Raw genomic sequence first — 21,808 nt, 5'->3', positions numbered from 1 at the left:
GAACTGTCGGGGCAGTTGTGGCGTCCTGGGTAGCGGCGGTCATTTTCGGCACAGTTGCGGGTTGCGGGTTGCGAGGGCTTCGCGTCCTGCGGGTCGGGCGCGGAGGTTCTGTGAGTGAAGGGGGCAGTATGGAGGAGTTGCAGGCCGGGGATCCGCGGATGGTCGGGCCGTACCGGTTGCTGAAGCGGCTGGGTGGGGGCGGGATGGGGCAGGTGTTTCTGGGCCGTTCCCGTGGCAGTCGGCCGGTGGCGGTGAAGGTGGTACGGCCGGAGCTGGCCATGGACGCCGGCTTCCGACGGCGTTTCGCGCACGAAGTAGCGGCTGCACAGCGGGTCGGCGGCTTCTACACCGCACACGTCGTAGACGCAGATTCTTCGGCCGATCCGCCGTGGATGGCCACCGCCTACATTCCCGGCCCCTCGTTGCAACAGGCCGTCGGGCAACACGGTCCGCTGCCGGAGCCCGCGTTGGGGCTGTTGACCGCCGGGCTTACGGAAGGACTGGCAGCCGTACACAGCTGCGAGATGGTGCACCGTGACCTGAAGCCGGGGAACGTCCTGCTGGCAGCGGACGGTCCCCGGTTGATTGATTTCGGCATCGCGCGGGCGGTTGAGGACACGCACCTCACCGGCACGGGAGTGGCCATCGGGACGCCCGGCTTCATGGCTCCGGAGCACCTTCTGGGAAATCGCGCAGGGCCGATGTCCGACGTGTTCTCACTCGGCGTCGTGATCGCCTACGCGGCGACAGGCCGCCTTCCTTTCGGAGCGGGCGTCCCGCACGCGGTGAACTACCGGGTCGTGCACGAGCGCCCAGACCTGGCAGGGCTGCCTGCGGCCCTCTCCTCGCTGGTAGCGGACTGCCTGGCCAAGGACGCCTCGCGACGTCCGACCGTCGAACAGATCCTTGACCAGGTGGTCGTCTCGGAGGGGACGGGGATCTCCTGGCTGCCGCCCACCCTCACCACAATGATTGCCGAGCGTGACGTCGTCACTCCGACGCGGGACGACACGGTCTTCCCCGAGCCGGAGCCGGAGCCGGAGCCCGAGGCGGGCGGGGCGGACGCAGCCGACCGGGGGCGGCTGAATGATCGCGAGCCTGGACGGGAGGTGCTCCGCCATGTCAACGCGCTGCTCCGCCTGGCCAATCTGGAGGTGGACGCAGGGAGTCTGGACGAGGGGCGCAGGCTGTTCCAGCAGGCCATCGATGCCGGCGGCACACCTGAACAGACGGCTGACGCGCGTAACGGCCTGGGCTGGCATGAGACTCAGGCAGGAAATCTGGACGAAGGGCGCAGGCTGTACCAGGAAGTCATTGCGACCGGTCCTCTCTGGCACAAGAGCTGGGCGCTCAACTGCTGGGGGCTGCTGGAAAGAGATGCGGGAAACAGGGAGTTCGCGCGCGGCCTCTTCGGGCAGGCGATCGACTCCGGCCAGTGGGGCATCGTCATGGCAGCGTCGTGGAACCTGGCCGTGGTGGAGGTGTGGGCCGAGAATCTGGGGGAGGCCCGTAGGCTGCTTCAGCAGAGCACCGAGGCCGAGGGTCCGCCTGAGCAGAGGGCCGATGTACTCCTGTACTGGGCGGACGTGGAACGCGACGCCGGGGACCACGAACGCGCCCGCCGGCTCTACCAACAGGTGCTTGACCTGAAGGAGCCACCCGCCTGAAGCAGCGAGTGGGTCGATGCCGGCGAGCGGATCGGCGGAGTACTGCCAGCCGTAGGTCGTCTCCGCCCTTCTGCGGAGCAGGGCGGTCGGCCGAACCGCCGAACCCGGGCCGCGCACGGAGCGGACCGGCGTCCGGCCGGGCCGTGAGGCCCGGACGGACGCCGGTCGTCGGTCATCCGGAGGTGTCGCGGATCAGCTCACCTGGAGGGTGACGTCGTCCACGACGTACGAGGTCTGGAGGGACTGGTCCTCCACACCGTTGAACTTCAGGGTGACCGTCTGTCCGGCGAACTCGGAGACGTCGTAGGACTTCAGTGCGTATCCGGTGTTCGCGTCCAGGTTCGACAGCGTCGCCAGGGTCCGGCCGCCGACCGACACGGTGAAGGTGTCATAGGCGATGTTCTCGGTCTCGTCGGTGTCGATGTGCAGATAGAACGACAGCCGGTGAGTGGCGCAGCCCGACGGGATCGTCAGCGACTGCGCGGCGCTGTCCGTGCGGGCGGTGCCCCAACCGTTCAGCCACGCCTTGTAGGACCCGCCGTGCGATGGCTGGCCCGCCTGGTTGGTGATGACGCCCGAGGTGGCCGTCCACGGGCTGGTGCCGCTCTCGAAGCCACCGTTGACGACGAGCTGACGTGCGGTGCATGTGCCGCCGCCCCCGCCGACGGTGAGCGTGTAGGTGGTGCTGTGGCTCACCGTTCCGGAACCGGTGACCGTCAGGGTGTAGGTGCCCTGCTGGGCGGCGGCCCCGATCTGTACGGTGAGGGTCGAGGAGTTACCCGACTGGACGGAGGACGGGCTCAGCGTCGCGGTCACGCCGCTCGGCGCGCCGGAGACAGAGAGCGCGACGGTCTGCGCGCTGCCGCTCACGGTGGTGGTGTTCACCGCCGAGGTGACGCTGCCACCCGGTGCGGCGCTGCCGGAGGACGGGCTGGTGGAGAGGGAGAAGTCCTGCGACGGGACGTCGCTGCCGACGGCCTGCTTCCAGACTGCGTACGCGACACCGTCCGCACTGCGGTCCAGGACGGTCGCGTTGATGTTGTTCGTCGTGTCGCAGGAGCTGTGGTAGCAGGGATCATAGGCGGCGTTGGCCGTGCCGCCCCACTTGGCCGCCTGCGCCGAGGTCTTGCGGGCACTCGCACCGGCCGCGTACCCGGAGGTGGGGATACCCGCTGCCTGGAAGGACGCGTCGTCACTGCGTCCCTGGCCCTCGACGTTCTCCTCGGGTGCGAGGTTCAGAGAGGTCCAGTAGGCCTTGAGCGGGGCGGAGGTCGTGGAGTTGACGTTGTTGATGAAGTAGCCGGCGTTGGTGGAGCCGACCATGTCGAAGTTGTAGTAGCCCTTGATCGCCGTGCGCTGGGCGCTGCTGAGCTGGTTGACGTAGAACTCCGAGCCGTTGAGGCCCTGTTCCTCGTCCGTCCACCAGGCGAAGCGCACGTGCTTCGTCATGGTCGGGTTCTTCTGCGCGAGGACGAGCGCGTTCTCCAGCAGGGCCGCGGAGCCCGAGGCGTTGTCGTTGATCCCGGGGCCCGCCGCCACGCCGTCGAGGTGCGCGCCGAACATGACGGTCTGGTCGGCGGGGCCGCCGGGCCAGTCGGCGATCAGGTTGTTGGACGGGTAGGTGCAGGTGGAGCAGGTCTGCTCGGTGACGGTGTACCCGGCCGCCTGCAGCTTGCCCTTCACATAGGCGAGTGACTGGGTGTAGCCCCCGCTGCCCGCCCGTCGGTGGCCGCCGTTCTGCGCGGCGATCGTGCCGAACTGCGTCAGGTGCGCCTGGACGTTGGTGACGGAGATGTTCGGCGGGTCGGTGCCGGGCTGTGTTCCACCGACGTTGAGCGTGTAGTCGACGGTGTGCGCGAGCGATGTGCCCTGCCCCTTGATGACGACGGTGGACGCGCCGGGCGCGGCGGTGGTGGCCGCGGAGAGGGTCAGGACCGAGGACTGGCCGGACTGGACCGTGGCCGGGTTGAAGGAGGCGGTCACTCCGGAGGGCAGACCGGTGGCGGAGAGGGTCACCGACTGGGCTGTGCCCGTGGTGGTGTTGGTGACCACGGATGTGGTGACCGAGCCGCCCTGCTGGACGGTGCCGGCCGAGGGGTTCAGAGCCAGGGAGAAGTCGCTGTTCTGCCCGGTCGGTGCACAGGTCGGGTCACCGGCCTGGGCCGGCACGCTGATCGCGTCCCACGCGGCCTTGGTCTTCTGGAAGAGCCCGCAGGTGGCGAGGTCGAGTGACTTGGCCGAACTCAGGGTCGCCGTGCGGTACTTCTTGTAGGACATGCTGCTGGTCTTGAGCAGCATCCCGCCGTAGAAGATCTTTCCGGCGTTCTGGATGCCGACGCCGGTCAGGGTGGTCTGGTTGCAGGTGGTGCTGTTCGGCTTCCCGCCGCCCGGGTTCGTGCCCTCGGCAAGCAGATAGAACCAGTGGTTCAGCGGTCCGGCCGCCGCGTGCACCTCGGTGCCGGGTATCGCGGAGCTGTAGCAGGCCGGGTCGTTGTTGACGGCCGGCGGGTTGTACATGTTCCGGATCGGTCCCCGGCCCTGGAGGTTGATCACCTCGCCGACGGTGTAGTCAGGGACGTCGTACGGCGAGGGCTGGTTCATGTACGCCTCGGTGAGCGCGCCGAAGATGTCTCCGGTGCCCTCGCCGAGTCCGGACTCCTGACCGCTGGTGCCGCCCGGGGTGGTGGTGTCGATGGCGTGCCCGTACTCGTGGGCCACCACGTCCGCTCCGGCGATCCACTCGTTGGCGCTGTTGCGGCCGATGGTGACCTGATTGCCGTCCCAGTAGGCGTTCATCTCGGGCAGGCCGACCTTGGCGGGGAAGGAGCGGCCACTGCCGTTGACCCCGTTGCGGCCGAGCCACTGGCCGAGCATGTCCCACTGCTTCTGCGCGGCGAACATGAGGTCCACGCAGCCGGTCTCCTTGGATGTGGGGTTCCCCGTGCCCCAGGAGTCCGACGATTTCGAGAAGACGGTGCCCGTGCTGTAGTCCGCGCAGCTGAGCCCGGCCCGGTTCGGGTCGCGGAGGCTGTAACTCCCGCCGGAGTTGGTGGTGTCGATGGCGAGGGGTCCCGGACCGTTCCACTTGCTGGTGCCGCTGCCCGCGACGACGTCGTCGTGCGTGGCGATGACCTTGCCGGTCCGGGCGTCCACGTAGACGTGAAGTCTGCTGGGCGCCTTCTCCGTACGGCCGGAGAGGACCGTTTCCCAGGCAAGGGTCTGCCTGGCCCCGTCCAGTCTGACGACCAGCCGGCTGCTGCGGACCTTGTCGACCTTCGCCAGTTTCGCCCGCGAGAGGGTTTCGGCCTTCTTCGCGGTGAGGACCGGATCGGTCGCCACGTCGATCCGCGTGGAGGATGCCGACTGCAGGGCGCGTACGTCACCGTCGCCGTCGGCCAGCACGACCGCGTCGCCGCCGACGACCGGCAGACCGCGGTAGCTGCGCTCGTAGGCGACGGAGTAGAGGCCCTTCACCCAGGGGGTGACGAGGCGCCGTTCGTACTGTTCCTGCGAGGAGTTCACCAGGGAGTCGAGACCGCTGTCGACGGCACGGTCCGCTGCGGCGACCGCCCTCGAGAGCGGGGTCGTGCGTGCGTCGGCGCTGCTCGCCGGGGCTTCTGTCTGCTGGGCGACCGAGGTGCCTGTCAGCCCGGCGAGCATGGCCAGTGTCAGGCCGGCCGTCACCGTTCTTCGTTTCATCGGGGCTCCAAAGCGTGGGGGAGACTGGTTCGTCGCCGCCGAGTATGGGCGTGAGCATGACCGCTGAGGGACATCCCGCCGGGCATAAGACGCGAGTTATGGTGCGACGGCGGCACGCTGCGTACGCTGCTGAAATGCAGCTGGAACTGAGGCATCTGGAGGCCGTCTGCCGGATAGCGGAGGCGGGCAGCCTGGGTCTCGCGGCGCGCCGCCTCGGGGTGTCACAGCCCGCGCTCTCCGCGCAGCTGCGCCGTATCGAACGGGTGGCGGGCGGCGAGCTCTTCGTGCGCACCCGGCACGGGGTGGAGCCCACGTCGCTCGGCCAGTTCGTGCTGGGAAAGGCCCGCAGGGTGCTCAACGAGATGGACGCGCTGGGAGCGGAGTCGCGCGCGTTCGTCACGGGCAGGCCGCTACGGCTGGGCTGCATCCTGTTGGTGCTGATCGACGGATTACTGGAACAGACGGATCTGGCCATGTCGGGGCAGGAGATCACCGTCGATCTGGAACATTCGGCGACCGCGCTGCTCCGTATGCTCGGAGCGGGGCAGTACGACGCCGTCGCGTACGGCGAGGTCAACGAGCACGAAGTCCCGCTCCCCGCCGGGGTGATGGGCAGGACCTTGATTCCCAAGGAACCGTTCTGCATCCGGATGTCGGCCGAACACCCCCTCGCGGAAAGGGAGTCCATCGACCTCGCGGACCTGGCCGACGAGTCGTGGATGACCCTGGTCGAAGACGACGACGGCGGACCCGAAGCGCTGGTCGAAGCTTGCGCGAAAGCCGGGTTCGTACCGTCACTGCGCTACCGGATCACCGACCGCAAGATGCACTACGGGCTGATCGCCGCGGGCCGCGCGATCTCGCTCAGCCAGCCGACGGCCCCGTACGCCCAGGGCACCGTCCTGCGCCCCCTCGTCGGCACGCCGATCACCGGCCGTATCCGCTTGGCCTGGAACCGCTCGACGGTCTCGGCGGAGCAGGCGGAACTCCTGTACCGGGCGGCTGCCCGCGCGTACCTGGCCAATGTGGACAACAACCCCTTCCACCGGACCTGGTGGGACGCCCGCCCGGAGCTGCATCCGGCACTTGAATGAGGTGCGCAACCCTGTGGCGGCGTCGAAGCGGCCTCACCCGGGCGGTCAGTCGTAGCCTTCGTTCGGAGAAGGGCGGTGCGGCTCGAGGCAGCGAGCCTCGGGAGACTCCCTGAAGACGGTCTCCCGGCCCGCGGGGCGTCGTTCCTCAGCGCAGTCCTGGAGCCGCTCGCACGGAGCGAAGTATCTGTAGGCCCTGCTACGCCCTCCGCGTGGACGTCCAGCCCTGGCGTCGGAGGCTTTCGAAGCCGCCCAGGAGGATGTCCAGGGCGAATTCGAACTCGAACTGGTCGTCGCAGCCGCCACCGACCGTGGAGGCTCCGTCGTGTGCGGCCGTCGCCGCCAGTTCAGCGATGTGCGGGTAACGCTCCGCCAGCCCGGGGTCCGGGGGGCCGGAAGGGCCCGAGGTGTCGAACAGTTCCTGGCTGAAGCCGAGGAGGCGGCTGCCCATCGCGTGCATGACGTGGTGCGTGAGGTCGGCGGAGAGGCCGCCGTCCCGGAAGGTCCCGGCCATCGAGTCCAGGTAGGCGAGCATGGCCGGGGTGGGGCCGGTCCGCGACGCGATGACCCGGGCCGCCCAAGGGTGGCGCAGCAGGACGCGTCGGGCCGAAAGGATCCGGCCGCGGACCACGTGCTGCCAGCCGGGGCCCGCGGCCGGCGGATCGATCTCGCCGACGACGGCGTCGGCCATACCGTCGAGCAACTCCTCCTTGTTGGCCACGTGCTTGTACAGGGCCATCGGTACGACGTCCAGGTCCTGCGCGAGCCTGCGCATGCTGAGCGCCTCGATGCCGATGGCGTCGGCGAGCGAGACGGCGGCGCGCAGGACGCGATCCCTGTTCAGGGGGATCCGTTGCGGGTGCGTGGCTTCCTGCCGGGTCATTCCGGTTCGGCCCCTTCCGTCCTCGGTGGCGCTCCTCCTTGACGAGTGTACGCCGTACACCTATCGTTTTCGTCAGGTGTACGGCGTACACCACCGTCGAGCAAGGGGTACCGAGAAGATGAGTCCGGACCGAAGAACCGCGGTGGCCGCCGGGTCACTGTTCCTGCTGACCGAGGTCGCCGCGATAGCCGGCGCGGTCCTGTACCGCCCCCTGCTGGGCGCGGCGGACGGCCGACTGCCGCAGGGCGCCGACACGCAGGCGCTGCTCGGGGCGCTCTGCGAGGTGGTGCTGGTGGTGGCGGTCGCCGGTACGGGGGCGGCGCTGTTCCCGGTCCTGCGGCGCCACGGCGAGGGGCTCGCGCTCGGGTACGCCTTCGGGCGGCTGCTGGAAGCGGCCGTCATCGCACTCGGGATCGTCGCGGTCCTGGCGCTCGTCACCCTCCGGCGGGATGCGGGGGCTGCCGCCGGCGCCGACGTCGCGCTGGCCACCGTGCACGACTGGACGTTCCTGCTGGGGCCCAACATCGCCCTCGGTCTCAACACCGTCCTGCTCGCCTACCTGGCGTACCGCGCACGGCTCGTGCCGCGCTTCATCGCCGTGCTCGGGCTGATCGGTGGGCCGCTGATCTGCGCCTCGGCCGTCGCCGTGATGTTCGGGGCCTACGCGCAGCTTTCCGTGGCCGGCTCGGCCGCCGCGCTCCCGGTGTTCGCGTGGGAGCTGGGGCTGGCAGGGTGGCTGATCGTCAGGGGGTTCGGGCCCGGCTCAGGCGCCGAGTCCCCTGCAGACGGAGACGTGGCTGATCCGGTACGTGTCCATCGGTGAGACCGACCTGAGCCCGATGCCGGTGCCGTCCGGGGCGAGCACTCGTGTGAGTCGTGGACGAGTGTCTCCGATGTGGCTCGGTGGCTTTCGCCGTAGTGCACCGGCCGTTGCCCGGCCCTCCACGTTCGTGATGTCCCGGCAGGTGACCGCGTACCACCGGAACGCGCTGCCGTACGCCTGCCGCGCTCCGCCAAACGGTTGATACCTCGTCAATTCGCTTGGTAGGGGAATCACTCCGATGGGTCAATTCAGGTGTCTGCACCAATGGGGCGATGATCCATCGAGTCCCCGCGGGCACGCCTCCCTCCCGGGACTGAACTCATCCCGTCCGGACGGGCCTCCGCACATCCCCATCTGGCAGCGGCCGGACATGTCGGCCTGGGCCGGTTCGGGACGTCCGTGGATCGGAACACCCAGCGAACACCCAGTCGCTGCTCGGAGAAGACTTCCGAGTGAGGAGGAACCCCTCATGCCCATCAGTCCCAACCAAGGCTCCACCAGCGGGGGAACAACCATCACCATCACCGGCGTGAACCTGGCCGGTGCCACCGCGGTCCACTTCGGGTCCCGGACAGCCACGATCACCGCGAACACGCCGACCTCGATCAGCATCATCAACCCCGCGGGCTGCGGCGTCGTTGACGTCAACGTGACGACCGCGGGAGGCACGAGCAACTCGCTCTCCTTCTTCTACATCAGCCCACCGATCGCGGTGTCCCTCGTCCCGGACGGCGGCCCGACCGGGGGCGGCAACACGGTCACCATCAACGGCTACGGCCTCTCCACGGCCACCACCGTGTCCTTCGGCTCCAACAGCGCGACCCCGACGGTCGTTTCGGACAGCCAGCTGTCGGTGGTAGTCCCGACCGGCAGCTCCAGCGGTTCCATCGCCGTCACTGTCACCACCACGGGAGGCACGACCGCTCCGCTCACCTACGCCTACGCCGACGCGCCGACACTGGTCTCGCTCTCACCCACCTCGGGGTCAACGTCCGGCGGCACCTCGGTGACCGTCAACGGCACCGGCCTCGCGTCGACCACGGGCGTCACCTTCGACGGCATCACCGCGTCCTTCGCAGTGTTGAACAGCACCACGCTGGTGGCCGTCACCCCTCCCGGCACCGCAGGTTCCGTCAATGTCGTCGTGACCACCGAGGGCGGTAGCGCCACCCTCAGCAACAGCTTCACCTACGTGTCCGGACCCGGTATCTGACGGCATCTCGGACACTCGAACGCGCACGGCTCACGGTTCCGGCCCGCTCCGGTCCACCGGCTCGTGCCAAGCGGAAGCGGTGCGGTCTCGCGTGCGCCCGCCCGCACCGCTTCCGGGACCCCCAGCTCGCGGCCCCAGACAGGCCGACCACACCCCTTGGAGTCACCGTGGCCCCTCCCGTCCTCACCTCGGTCGTACCCAGTACGGGTCCCGCGGCGGGCACCAATCCCGTGACCCTGAACGGAAGCCAGTTCACCGGCGCCATCGCCGTCACGTTCGGATCCGCGGCTGCCCTGTCGTACGCGGTCAACACCCCGTCGACGATCACGGCGACCGTCCCGCCCGGAACCGGCACGGTCAACGTCACCGTGCGCACCCCCGGCGGCCTCAGCAACGCGATCGCCTACACCTACGCACCCACGCCGACCCTCAGCGCGATCGCACCGAATCAGGGTTCGACGTCCGGCGGGACAAGCGTCGTCCTCACCGGCACGGGCCTGACCGGGACCACCGCGGTCACCTTCGGCAGCACCCCCGCGACGTCGTACACCGTCAACTCCGCCACCCAGATCACCGCCGTCACTCCGGCCGGCACCGGCGCGGTGGCGGTCACCGCGACCACCGTCGGTGGCACCTCGGGCCCGGTGTTCTTCTACTACCTCAACGCGCCCTCGCTGCTGTCCGTCTCGCCCGCCGGGGGAGCGGCGACCGGCGGGACCAGTGTGGTCCTCACCGGCTCCGGCCTGACCGGGACCACCGCGGTCACCTTCGGCAGCACCCCCGCGACCTCGTACACCGTCAATTCCGCCACCCAGATCACCGCCGTCACCCCGTCCGGCACCGGCTCCGTCGCGTGCACCGTCACCGGTCCCGGCGGCACCAGCAACTCCGTCATCTACACCTATCTGCCGGCGCCGGCGCTCACCACGCTCTCGCCCGCACAGGGGCCGACGGGCGCGGGCGCCGCAGTGACCCTGACAGGTACCGGGCTGACCACGACCTTCGCGGTCCACTTCGGCACCGTGCCGGCGGCCTTCACCGTGGTGTCCGACACGACCGCGATCGCGATCGCGCCGGCAGGGCCGGCGGGTTCGGTACCGGTGAGCGTCACGACGTCGGGCGGCACCAGCAACTCGCTCGCCTACCAGCGCGTCGCGCCTCCCGCGATCTAGCCGGTGCCACGGCACCGGCGCCCACCGGACCGCGCCCTGCGTCACCGGCCCGTTCCGACCCATTCGAGCGAGCCGATGACTCAGGTGGGCCCGCCGGGGCCCGCGCCTACGACGCATGCCGTCACATGGGGCCTAAGGTCACGGTCCGGTCAGGCGAACCCCGTCTGACGATCAGACCGAGGAGGACCCCAGTGAAAGCGTGTCTTGCACGCAAAGTCGGACTCGTGATCGCCGTGGCGGCGGCCACGCTGCTGTCCCTTGCTCCATCGGCTGCAGCTCTCGATCCGTCGTCGACCGCGGTCCAGGCCACGCCCTCACCCGCGACGACCGGACAACTGGTGACCCTCGACGCGACGGTGACCTGCACCTCGGACCCGAGCGACGGCCTCGGCGTGTCGTTCTTCGACGGTCCGAATCTCCTCGCGACCGCACCCGTCTCGGCCGACGGACGCTCCTCACTGACCACCGGTTTCACGACGACCGGAACACACGACATCACCGCCGCCTACAACGGCGACGACACCTGCGGCGCTTCGAGCAGCAAAACCACCGTCACCGTGTCCCGAGCCCCGGCTCCTCCGGCCGACAAGCCAGGGTGCCTGCTGTGCGGGCTGATCGACTTCCAGGCCGGGGACGTCCACAACGACATCAACGTCAACAGCAACAACGTGACGCGCGTCCACAAGTGAGCCCGGCCCGCCTACCGCTGGACGAGGGGTGCCACGGGCTGTGGCACCCCCTGGCACCCCTCGTCCGTCCGATCGGGAACACCCCATTGGGCCGGACGTCCGAGGTCGGCTGGACGGGTGAGAACGCGCAGGTCCCGGTGCAGCCGAAGCGGAGGCGAGTGGGCTGCGCAACGAACCGCCCCCCGAACGCAAGACGGAGACAGCCCAGCCGCCCTACGTCGAAAGGCGCCGCGATGACCACCCGCTCCCCCCAGGAGCACGCGCAGGAAGCGATCCTCACGAAGATCAAGGAGGTTGCCGACCAGCTGGACGCCGATCGCCCCGAGCAGACCTCTGGTGTCCTCAAGACCCTCGCCGAGGCGTACGCCTGGGCCGTCGCACCGCAACACGCGCACTGACCGAGCAGCACCGGCGCCCGCCACCCACCCGGGTGACGGGCGTCCTTCATGCCCGGCCGCCGTCGCCGGAACAAGACGTCAATCGACGAACAGTTGAGCCTCCACCGCTGTCACCGGCGCGCCGCGCAGCGCATCACGGTCACACCCCGCACCTCCGCCGGCCTAGGCCACGCCGTCGAGTGGCCGGAGGAAGCGCCGTTCATACCGCTTGATGCAGCGCGTGCGACGAGCTAGTTCCAACGCCTCCTGGCACTCCGGGTCAGACATGCTGTCCGTGCGGTACTGCTCGTACGCGGCGAAACCGGGAAACGAGAAGAGGGCGTAGGCGATGTCGCTGTCGCCCTCACTCGGCAGGAAGTAGCCGTGGTGCGTCCCGCCGAATCGGTTGACGAGCCCGACCCAGCGGCGCCCGTATTCCTCGAAGTCCTCGAGCTTGTCGGCGTCGATCTCGTACGTCAGATGAATGGTGATCATGCCTACATGATGCAGCGGTCTCCAGGACGGCCGCACGTCTGAGAGACGTGCCTGTCGAGCAGCGGGCCCCAGGCCACCCCGCCCCGGTCACCCGGTCCCGGGGCGGGTCTGCTCAGCGCTACCAGCCGGGCGGCTGAGCCGGGTCGAGGGTTCGCCACTGGGCGAGCACGTCGGGGTCCTGTGCGTCGAGCCAGTCGGTCAGTTCACGGAAGGACACACACCTCACCTCCTTGCGGGGGCAGATGTTGCGCATCACGTCCTCGACGGCGTCCATGTAGATCCCGCCGTTCCAGTCTTCGAAGTGGTTGCCGATGAACATCGGCGCGCGGCTGCCGTGCAGGACCCTTTCGAAACCGGCGAGATAGGCGTCCCGGGCCTGCTCGCGCCAGTGCCCGTACCGCGCAGGGTCACCCTCGGTGCTGCCGTCCGACTGGTTGTAGAGGAAGTTGAAGTCCATGGAGAGGACCTGGAAGTCCTTGCCCGGGAAGGGGAGCATCTGCAGCGGGAGGTTCCAGATGCCGTCCTTCTTCGAAGGCCAGATCTGGAAATCGCCGGGCGAGCTCGCGTCGTAGCGCCACCCGAAAGCCTTGGTGGCGGGGAGCAGCGTCTTCTGGCCCTCCAGGCAGGGTGCCCGCCCGCCGACGACCTCGCGGGTCGGGTCGAACGGGAGAGGATCCAGGTCCTGGTAGCCGGTGTTGGTCTTCCAGTTCTGCACGAAGGAGTAGAACGCGTCGATCTCCTGGGTCCACTCCGCTGTGCTCCAGTCGCCGCCTCCCTTCTTCCCGCAGAAGTGGCCGTTGAAGTGCGACCCGATCTCGTTGCCGTCCTTCCACGCCCCACCGAGCTGCTCCAGCGTCATGCGGATGTGCTCGCGTGTGGGATAGGAGATGGCCGCGGCTCCGGCCTTGTGCTGGGGCGGCAGGTACAGGCTGCTGCGTTCTTCCGGGAGGAGGTAGATACCGGTGAGGAAGAACGTCATGTGGGCGTCGCTCTCCTTCGCCACCTGCCGGAAGCGGGAGAACATCCGGTCGTCGCCCTCCAGTGCGCCGTCCCACGAGAACACGACGAACTGGGGTGGCTTCTGACCCGGTTTGAGCCTCTCGGGCTTGAGCTGACGGGGCTGCGGACCGGTGTAGGAGGTGGAGCCGTCTCCCAGGATCCTGACCTTCCCGTCCCAGTTCTCCGTATCGGCCTTCTTCGCGTCGGCGCGCTTCTGCCGGGCGGGGGGCTTCGGCTCGGCAGCGGTCCTGGTGGCCTCGCGGGGCGTCGCATCGTCGGATGCGCCGCCGGAGGGCAACAGTACGAGGGCCGCGCAGAGCGAGGTGGCGAGGCAGACCACCAGTCCTGCGGTGGCACCGGGACGGGTGCGGATCCGGATCCCTATTCGGTTCATGCCGGTCCGGTCGGCGAGTATCGCGGCGCGTTCGGCCATCGTCGGGCGTGATGCTCCGCGGCGGTTGTCGTGTTGTCCGGTGTCCTGCCGGCCCTGGTCTCGTTCGGTCACTTGGATACGGCCTTCATGTAGCTGGTCCAGATCCGGGCCGGAAAGTCCCTGCCGGCCGCCGGGTCGCCTCCGAGCCCTTTGAGTGATAGCGGTGCGAGGCTCTTTGTCAGGTTCATCCGGTACGTGACGACGGCGGTGGACGCCTCGGGCGTGTAGCCGACGTACCAGTGCGCCATCTGGTCCTGTGTCGTTCCGGCTCTCCCGGAGAACGGCGCTGCGAAGGTGTCGGCACCCGTCCCGCTTCGGGCGAGGGAGGCGGTGATCTCGTCGGCCACGGCGGGTCTCATGGCGCGGCTGGCCTTCGGGCGGGTCAGCGGGACCGACTCGCCGTTGCGGGTGACCTTGGCCACCGAATACGGAGTGGTGTGCGAACCGTGAGCCGCGAACGTCCCGTAGGCGTTGGCCATGCGTATGGCGCTGGGAGTGGAGCTGCCCAGGGAGAACGCGGGGACGGGGGGCCCGAAGCTGGACGCGAGCAGCCCGGAGCCCTCGGCGATGCGGCGGACCCGGTCCAGGCCCACGTCCATGCCGAGCTGGAGAAACGGTGCGTCCACGCCCCGGGCCAAGGCGTCGTGCAGGCCGATGCGGCCGTAGGAGCGATCGCCCTCGTTGTGGCCTTTGATCATCTTGCCCGAGCGGTCCCAGTAGGGTCCCTCCGGCGTCATGACCGGAAGGCCGTCGTCGCCGTCGTAAGGGGTCGAGGGGGTGAGCGGGGTGCGGGGACCACCGCGCTGATGCGATACCCCGTACTCGAGGCCGGCGGCGTAGACGAACGGGGTGAAGGCCGATCCGGCGGGCACGGTACTCGCGTTGGATTCGTTGAAAGCCTGCTTCTGGAAGTCCGGTCCGCCGTGGACGGCGAGTATCCGGCCGTCCGGCGAGACCGAGGCCGCCCCGAAGCGGGTGTTCCGGTCGGCCTTGCGGTGCCGGGGATCGAGCCTTTCGCGGGCTTGCTGCACGGCCGTGGTGAGGGCTGCCGTCCGTCGCTTCTCGAACGTCGTGTAAATCTGGTAACCACCCAGATCGAAACGGGAGTCGGGGATATGACCCGCGCGCTTGGCGTACGACTCGGCGAGCGCGACGAGATAACCGTCCTGCCCGCCCGCGTTGTTCGGCCTGGGAGGTGCCTTGGGCTCGGGAAAGGTGGTGTACCGAGCCCGCTCGGCCGGACTCAGCCTGCCGATCGTCACCATACGGTCCAGCGTCCAGCTCCAGCGCTTGATGGCGCGCTGCCGGTTGTCGGGATCGACGGCAGGATCATAGAGCGAGGCCCCCTTGAGCAGGGAGGCGAGGAAAGCACCCTCACTCGCATTGAGCTGGGTGACCTCCTTGCCGTAATACGCCTGCGAGGCGCGTTGCAGACCGTAGGTTCCACGCCCGAACCAGCTGGTGTTCAGGTACCCCTCGAGGATGGTGTCCTTGCTCAGCCGGCGGTCCAGCTTGACCGCGAGGAGCATCTCGGTGAACTTGCGTGAAAAGGACTGGTCCTGTGAGAGATAGACGTTCTTGACGTACTGCTGGGTGATGGTGGATCCGCCCTGGGTGTCGCCCTCGCCCACAGTGCGCCACAGTGCCCTGCTGATCCCTTTGGTCGAAATGCCGTGGTCCGAGTAGAAGTTGGCGTTCTCAGCCGCCAGTACGGCCCACCGGACAGACTCGGGAATCTTCGACAGGGGCATCTCCTGGCGACTCACCCAGCCGGTACGGGCCATGGGGGAGCCGTCGGCCCAGTAGTAGACGGTGTCCTGCTGGGTGGCGAACGAGTTGAGGTCCTCAGGCAGGTCCGTACGGGCATAGGCGACGCCCACCACGGTCGTGAGTGCGGCTGTGCAGATGAGGAACGACGCGAGAGAGAGCCGCCACGAGGGCACCCATCTTCGCCATCGGTGCCGGCCGGCCCGCGGATAGTCCGGCCGCAGGCTCAGTCGCGAGCGCGGCCCGGACTCCCTTCTGCGGCCTCCCCCTCCCCGGAGCGGTGCTTTGCGCACGGCACGAACGATCGAACCTAATGTGTGATGCTTCGTCATACCGCCCAGCCATGAAAGTCCTGGCCCGGCTCGCTCACCGCGGCCGCGCCCTTACGTGTGAAGTGGTCTTGCGCTCGCCTGTCCCGGCATGCGTGGCCGCCCCGCCCGGGGGCTCCTGGAGGGCGTCACCGCACGCGGGTGGCCCAACGGCGCGCCCTGCGCTGTGGCTTCCGGCTGCTGACGGGACGTAAGGCGGGACACTGTTCGGTGGGACTACAGGTCATGCGCATCCTCGGGTTCAGCCCATGGGGCAGCTGATCGGACGGAACCACGCGGAAGACGTAGGCACATGCCCCATCCTCACGATTCCGGCGCATCCCTAGGCCAAAGCTTGACCGAGAGTCGCGTCGGAAAGTCACGTAAAGATAACAGGCCCCTGCGGCTGTTCCTTCTCGGAGTCACTCATCAGGCGCGCGGCTCCGGCCTTTCCGGCCTTCCGGCCAGGGCACGGACGGACTCGCGCGCTCCGAGTCCGTCCGGCGTGGGGACAGCGGGCGTGCGCAGCGTGCGCATCCGCGCGGACGACGGCCAGGAAGGGGTGCATGAGCAAATGGTGAGGGTTCATCGGCAGGACGAGTCCGGGCACCGGCGGACCTCGGGCTCGGCCGTGGCGACTGCTGGTGGTTGCGGCTCTGAGCAGACACGGAACGGTCGCTACCGTCTCGCCGTCGTCGTTGAACAGCGGGGCGGCAGCGACCGCTTCACCTCGGGGTCACCAGTTCTTGTACCCGACGTTGCCGAGGCCGCAGAAGGTACAGGCGGGGCTCAGGAAGTCCTCCGTGCGCCGGAACTCCTCGTCGGCGAGGTGCCAGCGCAGCCAGGCGGTGATGATGTGCTGGCCGTTGCGGGTGGCCTGGATGTGGTCAGTGCCGTCGAGAACGTTGAACCACACCGGTACGGCGGTGTTGGCGTAGTCACGCTCCATGTTCGCGGTGGCGAAGTCCTCGTCGCCGCCTACGTAGAGAGCAGGGTTGCGCAGACCGGCCGGGCCGTTCCCGTCGAAGGAGCCGCCGGCCACGTGGAGGGTGGTCTCGAGCCGCGGCTCGTCGGCCACGTCGAACGTACCGATCGACCCGCGCGAGTGGCCCCCGAATGCCACCTCGGAGGTGTCGAGGTCCTGGTACAGCGGGCTGCTGGAGGCGGCGTTCTGGTCCTCCAGCCAGTCGAGGGCATCGACCATGTAGTCGCCGCTGCTGGAGGAGACCTCGCTGTAGACGACGAAGCCGTGCGACGCCCACTGCCGCAGCATGTCCTCGTAGTCCGCGGGGTCTGACCCCGCTCCCGGACCCCAGACGAGAATCGGGTGGTTCACGCCGTTCTGGCCGGCGTTCGTCGGGTACACGAGCCACCCGTCGTTGCCGGGGCCCGCGGTGCTGTCGATGGTCACGGCGTACGGCCCCGGCGCCGTCACATCAGTCACGGGAGGCAGGGAACCGGGAGGGGGGTCGGTAGGGCCCCCTCCGGCCTCGGCCTCGACGAGCACGTCGTCGACCGTAAGGGTCTCCAGGGCGCTGTTGGCGTCCAGGGAGAACCGCAGCCGCAGCGTACGGTTCGCGACCGAGGCAGGCAGAGGGAAGGACACGCTGCCCGTGGCGGAACGCGCCGACTCCAGCGCGGTGTAGGCGCCCCCGTCCACCGAGTAGGCGGCGCCGAAGGACTCACCGAGGTCCAGACCGGACGCGGCGCGGGTGTACGACACCCTCACGTCGCTGTATCCGGTGAGGTCGATGGATGCGGACGTCAGGGTCGGGTCGGAGCGCAGCGACCCGCTCAGCCGGGCGCCGTACGTGCCGGTGCTGACGGATCCGGAGGCGGTGAAGGTGCCGAGTCCGTTGGAGAAGCCCTCGCTGTACACGGGGGCGACTGCTGAAGCGGGGGTCGTTGAGGCGTCGGTGGCGACTACGGCCATCGTGCAGGCGGCAACTGCGCTGACTGTCCGCAGGCGTCGGCTGAGGTGAGACATGTCCGATGTCCTTTCCAGGCTGCGCCGGTCGTCCGCTCCGGCGCTTCGTCGTGGCGGGCGCGTGCGCGAGAGGTGTTCGTTCCGGACGGCCGGACGGAGCCTCCCGAACGGTCCTTGGCGATTAGAGCGGGAACCGTGCGACAGGGCATCACGCAAATCACCGGTCTCCGGAGGGCAAGGGCCCGCACTGTCCTTGGCTCGCGGGGGGAAAGGCGGGCTTCCATACGTACTTCTGCCTGGCTCGCCTGGCGTCTGGACCTCCCGCCCGGTGGGGAGTAACCGGGCGACACATTCCGGCAGGGGAGGGGCAACACATGGGGACAGTTCTGCTGGTGGCGTTAGCCGTTGCGGTGGCCGCGGTCGTTACCACAGGCCTGGTGCGTGCTGGGCGACGCGAAGCACAGGCGGAGGAGGCCCGGCTTGCTGAGCAGGCGCGGCGGCAGGCGCGCCGGTCGCTGGACACCGTCTGGGCGATGAACGACCGACAGTTCGAGGAGTACGTTGCCGAGCTGTGCCGCCGGGACGGATGCACCGACGTGAAGCGTGTCGGCGGGGCCGGCGACCTGGGCGCGGATGTGACCGGCCGCCTCCCGGATGGTCGACGCCTCGTGATCCAGTGCAAACGCTACGCCAGGCACCGCACCGTGGGTAGCCGTGACCTGCAGACTTTCAACGGCACCGCGAGAGCGGAGCATCGAGCTGACGCCCCCGTCTTCGTCGCCTCCTGCGTCTTCACCAAACCGGCCCGCGCCTTCGCTGCCCGGCACGGCCTGTGCCTCATCGACGTCGATCTGCTCGGCTTCTGGAACAGCGGCACCCCACTGACCTCGTTCCTGGACCTGGACATCGGCCGCTCGGGCACCAACCGCAAGCTCCACCCCGACCACGACTGACAGGAGCTCGCCGTGCCGAACTGGGGCCCGTTCCGCTAGCGGATTGCCGCCGGATCCGCGGAGAGATCGATGGTGAACGCCACGCGATCGAGCCCGGGGCCGTCGTAGTCCGGCTGCACCGCTGAGGCCGCGAAACCGAGCCGCGTGTGAAACGCCTGCGAGGCGTCGTTCTCAGGGCTGGTGATGCAGTGCACGTAACGGCGCCCATGGGACTGAGCGAGCGCGAAGAAGGCCTGGTAGAGGGCGCTCCCGATGCCTTGACCATGCAGTGCCGGGTCGACGCCGACGAAGTGCACATAGGCGGTATCGGGCTGCGTCTGCGACAGGAAGCCGATCAGGAAGGCGGCTACCTCTCCACTGTCGTGTTCGACCAGGAAACTGGTCGTGGTGAAATGCTGGAAGTACAGCTGGGGCAGAAGCAGCGCCCGTTCCGTCGAGCCTGCCCTCCCTTTGAGGCCACCCCACCAACGGTCCAGTACGGCGAGTACCCGGAAATGGTCGTCGTTGGAAAGGTGCCGAGCCGTCAGGCCGGCAGGAAGATCCTCGATCATCTGTTCAGTGTGTCATCCGCCCGATGTGTTGCGCGGACTTGGCCGGAATTGGACATCAACTCACCAACCGCCCTCAGAGGATTCGTGGCGTTGGTTGCGGTGCCGGAATGCTGTTGTGCGAAAGAATCGGCCATGGCGGCTTTCACGCGCAGACCGATGAGTTTCCTGGCGAGTACAGGTCGTCATCTGAAGACCACACGTAAGACCTACCGGAGGACATGACGGGCCGACCTGTTGGCGCTGATTCACGAGTATTGGTTGGCTGAGGATGCTTCATCGAGGATGTGACCATGTTGGACAACGAACCGGATGCCGTGCTGGGGCCGTTCTCGTCCCCGGACGCGCGAGCGACGTCGTGGGCGTCGGCGATGGCGGTCCTCGGTGAGGCGGAGGTGTTCTGGCTTTCTACGGTGCGGCCTGACGCGGGCCCCCACGTGACGCCGTTGCTGGCGGTGTGGAGTCTGGGGGGCATGTGTTTTACCACGGGCGGCCAGGAGCGCAAGGCGCGAAACCTTGAACGTAATCCCCGCTGTGTGTTGACGACCGGCACGAATGCCTTGACCGGTGTGGACGTGGTCATCGAGGGTGTCGCAGCCGTCGTGGATGGGCGCTCCGAGCGTGAACAGGCTGTCGCGGACTTCGAGCGGAAGTACGGTGCGCATCTGACCAGCCCCGAGGGTACCTGGTACGGGTTGGGCGAAGCCGTCATCGCCGGCGACACAAGGCTCTATCGAGTTGCGCCGACTGTCGGATTCGCTTTCGGCAAGCTACCGACGTCCAGCCAGACTCGCTACACGTGGCCGAGCCAGTGACCGGGATGCCCCCACTTCAGCAACTGGTCCAAGGTGTCCTCGATGAACTCGTCGAGACCGGAGCCGAAACCGGCTTGCAGGTTGCCGTTTACCACCACGGGGCTCGTGATGTCGACGCGGTCGCCGGTGTCGCCGATGGTCGTACCGGGCGCAAGGTGACTCCGGAGACCCTGTTCTTCAGCTTCTCCGCCGGCAAGGTCATGACCTCGCTGATCGCTCATCTGCTCGTCAGGAGCGGTGCTGTCGGATACGACACACCAGTGGCCGACCTGTGGCCGGAGTTCGGTGCTCACGGCAAGGGGACGGCGACTCTTCGACACGTGCTGACCCACTCGGCGGGCGTACCGGCGATGCCTCGGGGGATCGGCCCTGCCGACCTCACCGACTGGCCACGGGTTTGCGCCGCGATCGCCGACGCGAAGCCGCGGTGGCAACCCGGGACCAAGACGGGGTACCACTCGTTCACCTTCGGTTTCCTCGTCGGCGAAATCGCACGCCGGGCCACGGGCAAACCGATGAGGCAACTCCTGAACGAGTGGATCGCCGTGCCCCTGGGCCTCCAGGGTGACCTGTACTTCGGTGTACCCCAAACCGACTTGCCCCGGTTGGCACGACTCGAAGACTCCGCACCGCGTCCCGTCGCCCCACACGACAGCGATGCCATTCTTGCGCCCTGGGAAATGCAACCGACCGCGGTCATGGGCAACAGCCACGACATTCTGCAAGCGGACATCCCGTCGGTCGGCACCTTCACTGCGCGGGGAATCGCTGCCATGCACGCCGGGGTGCTCGGCGGTCGGCTCATCGGTGCACACCAGCTCGAGGAGGTGACGGCGGTGGCCTTCGAGGGTACCGACCAGGTCTTCGGTAACCAGGCACGGCTGGGCCTGGGCTATCCCCTCGGCCGCATCGGTGCTCGGCCGGACGAGACACTCACGACATTCGGCTGGGTCGGTGGCGGCGGCAGCTACGTCTATGCCGACAGAGCCACAGGCACCTCCTTCGCCATGACCAAGACACGTCTCACACCCCACTTCAACACCGCGCAACGACTCGCAGACGTGATCACAGCCGAGACCGACCCACACGCTTGAGTATCGACACGAGATGTCCGCAAAGGCTTGAGCTACGCGGTGAGGGCCAGGTTGTGCAGGCGGGTGATGCCGAGTACGGGCTGGTGAACACTTCGCCTTTGCGGGAGGCAGTCACCCCGGTGTTCTGGCATCCGCCACCGGCATCGACCCGGGCTTCGCGAGTGAGCGTCCTCCAGGACCGGTCCGGCATCGACAAGCTCGCCGTCCGCAGGGACGACTGACGGCACGTCGAGGCATTCCGCCAAGGGCAGTTGCTCTTGGCAGTAAGTCGCTGTCATGTTCGAGTAGTGCAGCCGTAGGATCACGCCATGACCACCGATGTCCCGCTCACCCGAGAGTCGTTCCGGCGCCTCCATCCGATCAGCACGCCCCGGCCGGTGTCCCAGTTGCCGGATCGTGTCTGGACCGACGAGGACTGGGACCGGATCCGACGCGGATATCGTGCCCGGGACATGGATGAGAAGTGGAACGTCTTCGTCGAAGACGATGTCCTTTTCATGCACCGGAGTTGGACCGGTCGCGGCATCTATGAGGCGTCCTTCGCCCCCGTCATGGGTGGGGGCATGAGGATCGCTTCTGCTGTGGTGGAGGCTGACGCGGGGCGCTATCGGAGGACGGGAGACGAGTACGACCGTCTGATGATGGAACTGATCATCAGCGCGATCATCCTTGGAGAGCCCGCCGCCGACCTCCGGGCCGGTCTCGTGGAGTTGACCGCCCGGGCGTCAGAGAGAAGAGATCTTCCCGCGGGCGCGGTGGAGCACAGTGTTCTGGGCTTGCGCTCGGGATCGTAGGCACCGCAGCCTGGCGAGTGTTCACAGCATCCATGTCCTCGTCGACCGTCCCTTGCCGTGG

At 68.2% G+C, this 21,808-nt stretch carries 19 protein-coding genes; 12 read left to right on the top strand and 7 right to left on the bottom strand.

All coding sequences use genetic code 11. The features are described from left to right. The first annotated feature begins 128 nt into the window (after window positions 1-128). Window positions 129-1,667 carry a protein kinase gene (locus ACFW9O_RS25485; RefSeq protein WP_384612399.1) on the top strand — a complete coding sequence of 513 codons (1,539 nt, stop codon included), beginning with the start codon at window positions 129-131 and terminating at the stop codon, window positions 1,665-1,667. 192 nt (window positions 1,668-1,859) lie between these two features. Here the strand turns inward: ACFW9O_RS25485 and ACFW9O_RS25480 are convergent, their stop codons facing one another. Beyond that, complete coding sequence (locus ACFW9O_RS25480; protein WP_384612397.1) at window positions 1,860-5,366, bottom strand: M28 family peptidase; 3,507 nt, start codon at window positions 5,364-5,366, stop codon at window positions 1,860-1,862. Window positions 5,367-5,500: 134 nt separating this feature from the next. Between ACFW9O_RS25480 and ACFW9O_RS25475 the strand changes: the two genes are divergently transcribed. Then, window positions 5,501-6,460 (top strand): LysR family transcriptional regulator, encoded by a 960-nt coding sequence (locus tag ACFW9O_RS25475; RefSeq protein WP_384612395.1) that lies wholly within the window; start codon window positions 5,501-5,503, stop codon window positions 6,458-6,460. A gap of 196 nt (window positions 6,461-6,656) precedes the next feature. Here the strand turns inward: ACFW9O_RS25475 and ACFW9O_RS25470 are convergent, their stop codons facing one another. After that, window positions 6,657-7,340 carry a TetR/AcrR family transcriptional regulator C-terminal domain-containing protein gene (locus ACFW9O_RS25470; protein ID WP_384612393.1) on the bottom strand — a complete coding sequence of 228 codons (684 nt, stop codon included), beginning with the start codon at window positions 7,338-7,340 and terminating at the stop codon, window positions 6,657-6,659. 118 nt (window positions 7,341-7,458) lie between these two features. On the opposite strand from ACFW9O_RS25470, the gene ACFW9O_RS25465 reads away from it, so the two are divergent. The 5 genes from ACFW9O_RS25465 (at window position 7,459) to ACFW9O_RS25445 (ending at window position 11,635) form a co-directional block, all read left to right on the top strand. Then, the gene (locus tag ACFW9O_RS25465; protein WP_384612391.1) at window positions 7,459-8,163 is read left to right on the top strand and encodes a DUF4386 domain-containing protein; all 705 of its coding nucleotides are present in this window, start codon (window positions 7,459-7,461) and stop codon (window positions 8,161-8,163) included. A 469-nt stretch (window positions 8,164-8,632) separates the two neighbouring features. Continuing rightward, the gene (locus tag ACFW9O_RS25460) at window positions 8,633-9,376 is read left to right on the top strand and encodes an IPT/TIG domain-containing protein (protein WP_384612389.1); all 744 of its coding nucleotides are present in this window, start codon (window positions 8,633-8,635) and stop codon (window positions 9,374-9,376) included. A 167-nt stretch (window positions 9,377-9,543) separates the two neighbouring features. Then, window positions 9,544-10,548 carry an IPT/TIG domain-containing protein gene (locus tag ACFW9O_RS25455; protein WP_384612387.1) on the top strand — a complete coding sequence of 335 codons (1,005 nt, stop codon included), beginning with the start codon at window positions 9,544-9,546 and terminating at the stop codon, window positions 10,546-10,548. A 224-nt stretch (window positions 10,549-10,772) separates the two neighbouring features. Continuing rightward, window positions 10,773-11,237, top strand: coding sequence for an Ig-like domain-containing protein (locus ACFW9O_RS25450; RefSeq protein WP_384612385.1), 465 nt, complete (start codon window positions 10,773-10,775; stop codon window positions 11,235-11,237). Window positions 11,238-11,470: 233 nt separating this feature from the next. Then, the gene (locus tag ACFW9O_RS25445) at window positions 11,471-11,635 is read left to right on the top strand and encodes a hypothetical protein (protein WP_351174678.1); all 165 of its coding nucleotides are present in this window, start codon (window positions 11,471-11,473) and stop codon (window positions 11,633-11,635) included. A gap of 162 nt (window positions 11,636-11,797) precedes the next feature. Here the strand turns inward: ACFW9O_RS25445 and ACFW9O_RS25440 are convergent, their stop codons facing one another. From ACFW9O_RS25440 to ACFW9O_RS25425, 4 genes are all read right to left on the bottom strand, one after another. Next, complete coding sequence (locus tag ACFW9O_RS25440) at window positions 11,798-12,109, bottom strand: NIPSNAP family protein (protein ID WP_384612383.1); 312 nt, start codon at window positions 12,107-12,109, stop codon at window positions 11,798-11,800. 118 nt (window positions 12,110-12,227) lie between these two features. Next, the gene (locus ACFW9O_RS25435) at window positions 12,228-13,502 is read right to left on the bottom strand and encodes a hypothetical protein (protein WP_384612693.1); all 1,275 of its coding nucleotides are present in this window, start codon (window positions 13,500-13,502) and stop codon (window positions 12,228-12,230) included. Between the two features lie 107 nt (window positions 13,503-13,609). Then, window positions 13,610-15,640 (bottom strand): transglycosylase domain-containing protein, encoded by a 2,031-nt coding sequence (locus ACFW9O_RS25430; protein WP_384612381.1) that lies wholly within the window; start codon window positions 15,638-15,640, stop codon window positions 13,610-13,612. Window positions 15,641-16,352: 712 nt separating this feature from the next. Continuing rightward, window positions 16,353-17,603, bottom strand: coding sequence for a hypothetical protein (locus ACFW9O_RS25425; protein ID WP_384612379.1), 1,251 nt, complete (start codon window positions 17,601-17,603; stop codon window positions 16,353-16,355). A gap of 314 nt (window positions 17,604-17,917) precedes the next feature. Between ACFW9O_RS25425 and ACFW9O_RS25420 the strand changes: the two genes are divergently transcribed. Then, entirely contained in the window at window positions 17,918-18,496 is a 579-nt protein-coding gene (locus ACFW9O_RS25420; protein ID WP_384612378.1) for a restriction endonuclease, read from the top strand. Between the two features lie 35 nt (window positions 18,497-18,531). On the opposite strand, the gene ACFW9O_RS25415 is transcribed toward ACFW9O_RS25420, so the two are convergent. Continuing rightward, window positions 18,532-19,047, bottom strand: coding sequence for a GNAT family N-acetyltransferase (locus ACFW9O_RS25415; RefSeq protein ID WP_384612376.1), 516 nt, complete (start codon window positions 19,045-19,047; stop codon window positions 18,532-18,534). 290 nt (window positions 19,048-19,337) lie between these two features. On the opposite strand from ACFW9O_RS25415, the gene ACFW9O_RS25410 reads away from it, so the two are divergent. From ACFW9O_RS25410 to ACFW9O_RS25395, 4 genes are all read left to right on the top strand, one after another. Continuing rightward, entirely contained in the window at window positions 19,338-19,859 is a 522-nt protein-coding gene (locus ACFW9O_RS25410; protein WP_384612374.1) for a pyridoxamine 5'-phosphate oxidase family protein, read from the top strand. 5 nt (window positions 19,860-19,864) lie between these two features. Further along, window positions 19,865-20,953 carry a serine hydrolase domain-containing protein gene (locus ACFW9O_RS25405; protein WP_384612692.1) on the top strand — a complete coding sequence of 363 codons (1,089 nt, stop codon included), beginning with the start codon at window positions 19,865-19,867 and terminating at the stop codon, window positions 20,951-20,953. A 98-nt stretch (window positions 20,954-21,051) separates the two neighbouring features. Beyond that, a complete protein-coding gene (locus ACFW9O_RS25400; RefSeq protein ID WP_384612372.1) occupies window positions 21,052-21,174 on the top strand; it encodes a hypothetical protein in 123 nt (40 codons plus the stop codon). An 87-nt stretch (window positions 21,175-21,261) separates the two neighbouring features. Then, entirely contained in the window at window positions 21,262-21,747 is a 486-nt protein-coding gene (locus tag ACFW9O_RS25395) for a hypothetical protein (RefSeq protein WP_384612370.1), read from the top strand. Window positions 21,748-21,808 lie beyond the last annotated feature (61 nt).

The organism is Streptomyces sp. NPDC059499, assembly GCF_042749285.1.
Taxonomy (GTDB): domain Bacteria; phylum Actinomycetota; class Actinomycetes; order Streptomycetales; family Streptomycetaceae; genus Streptomyces.
Note: the sequence above shows the minus strand (reverse complement) of the source record. Positions and strands in the feature narration are given on the sequence as shown.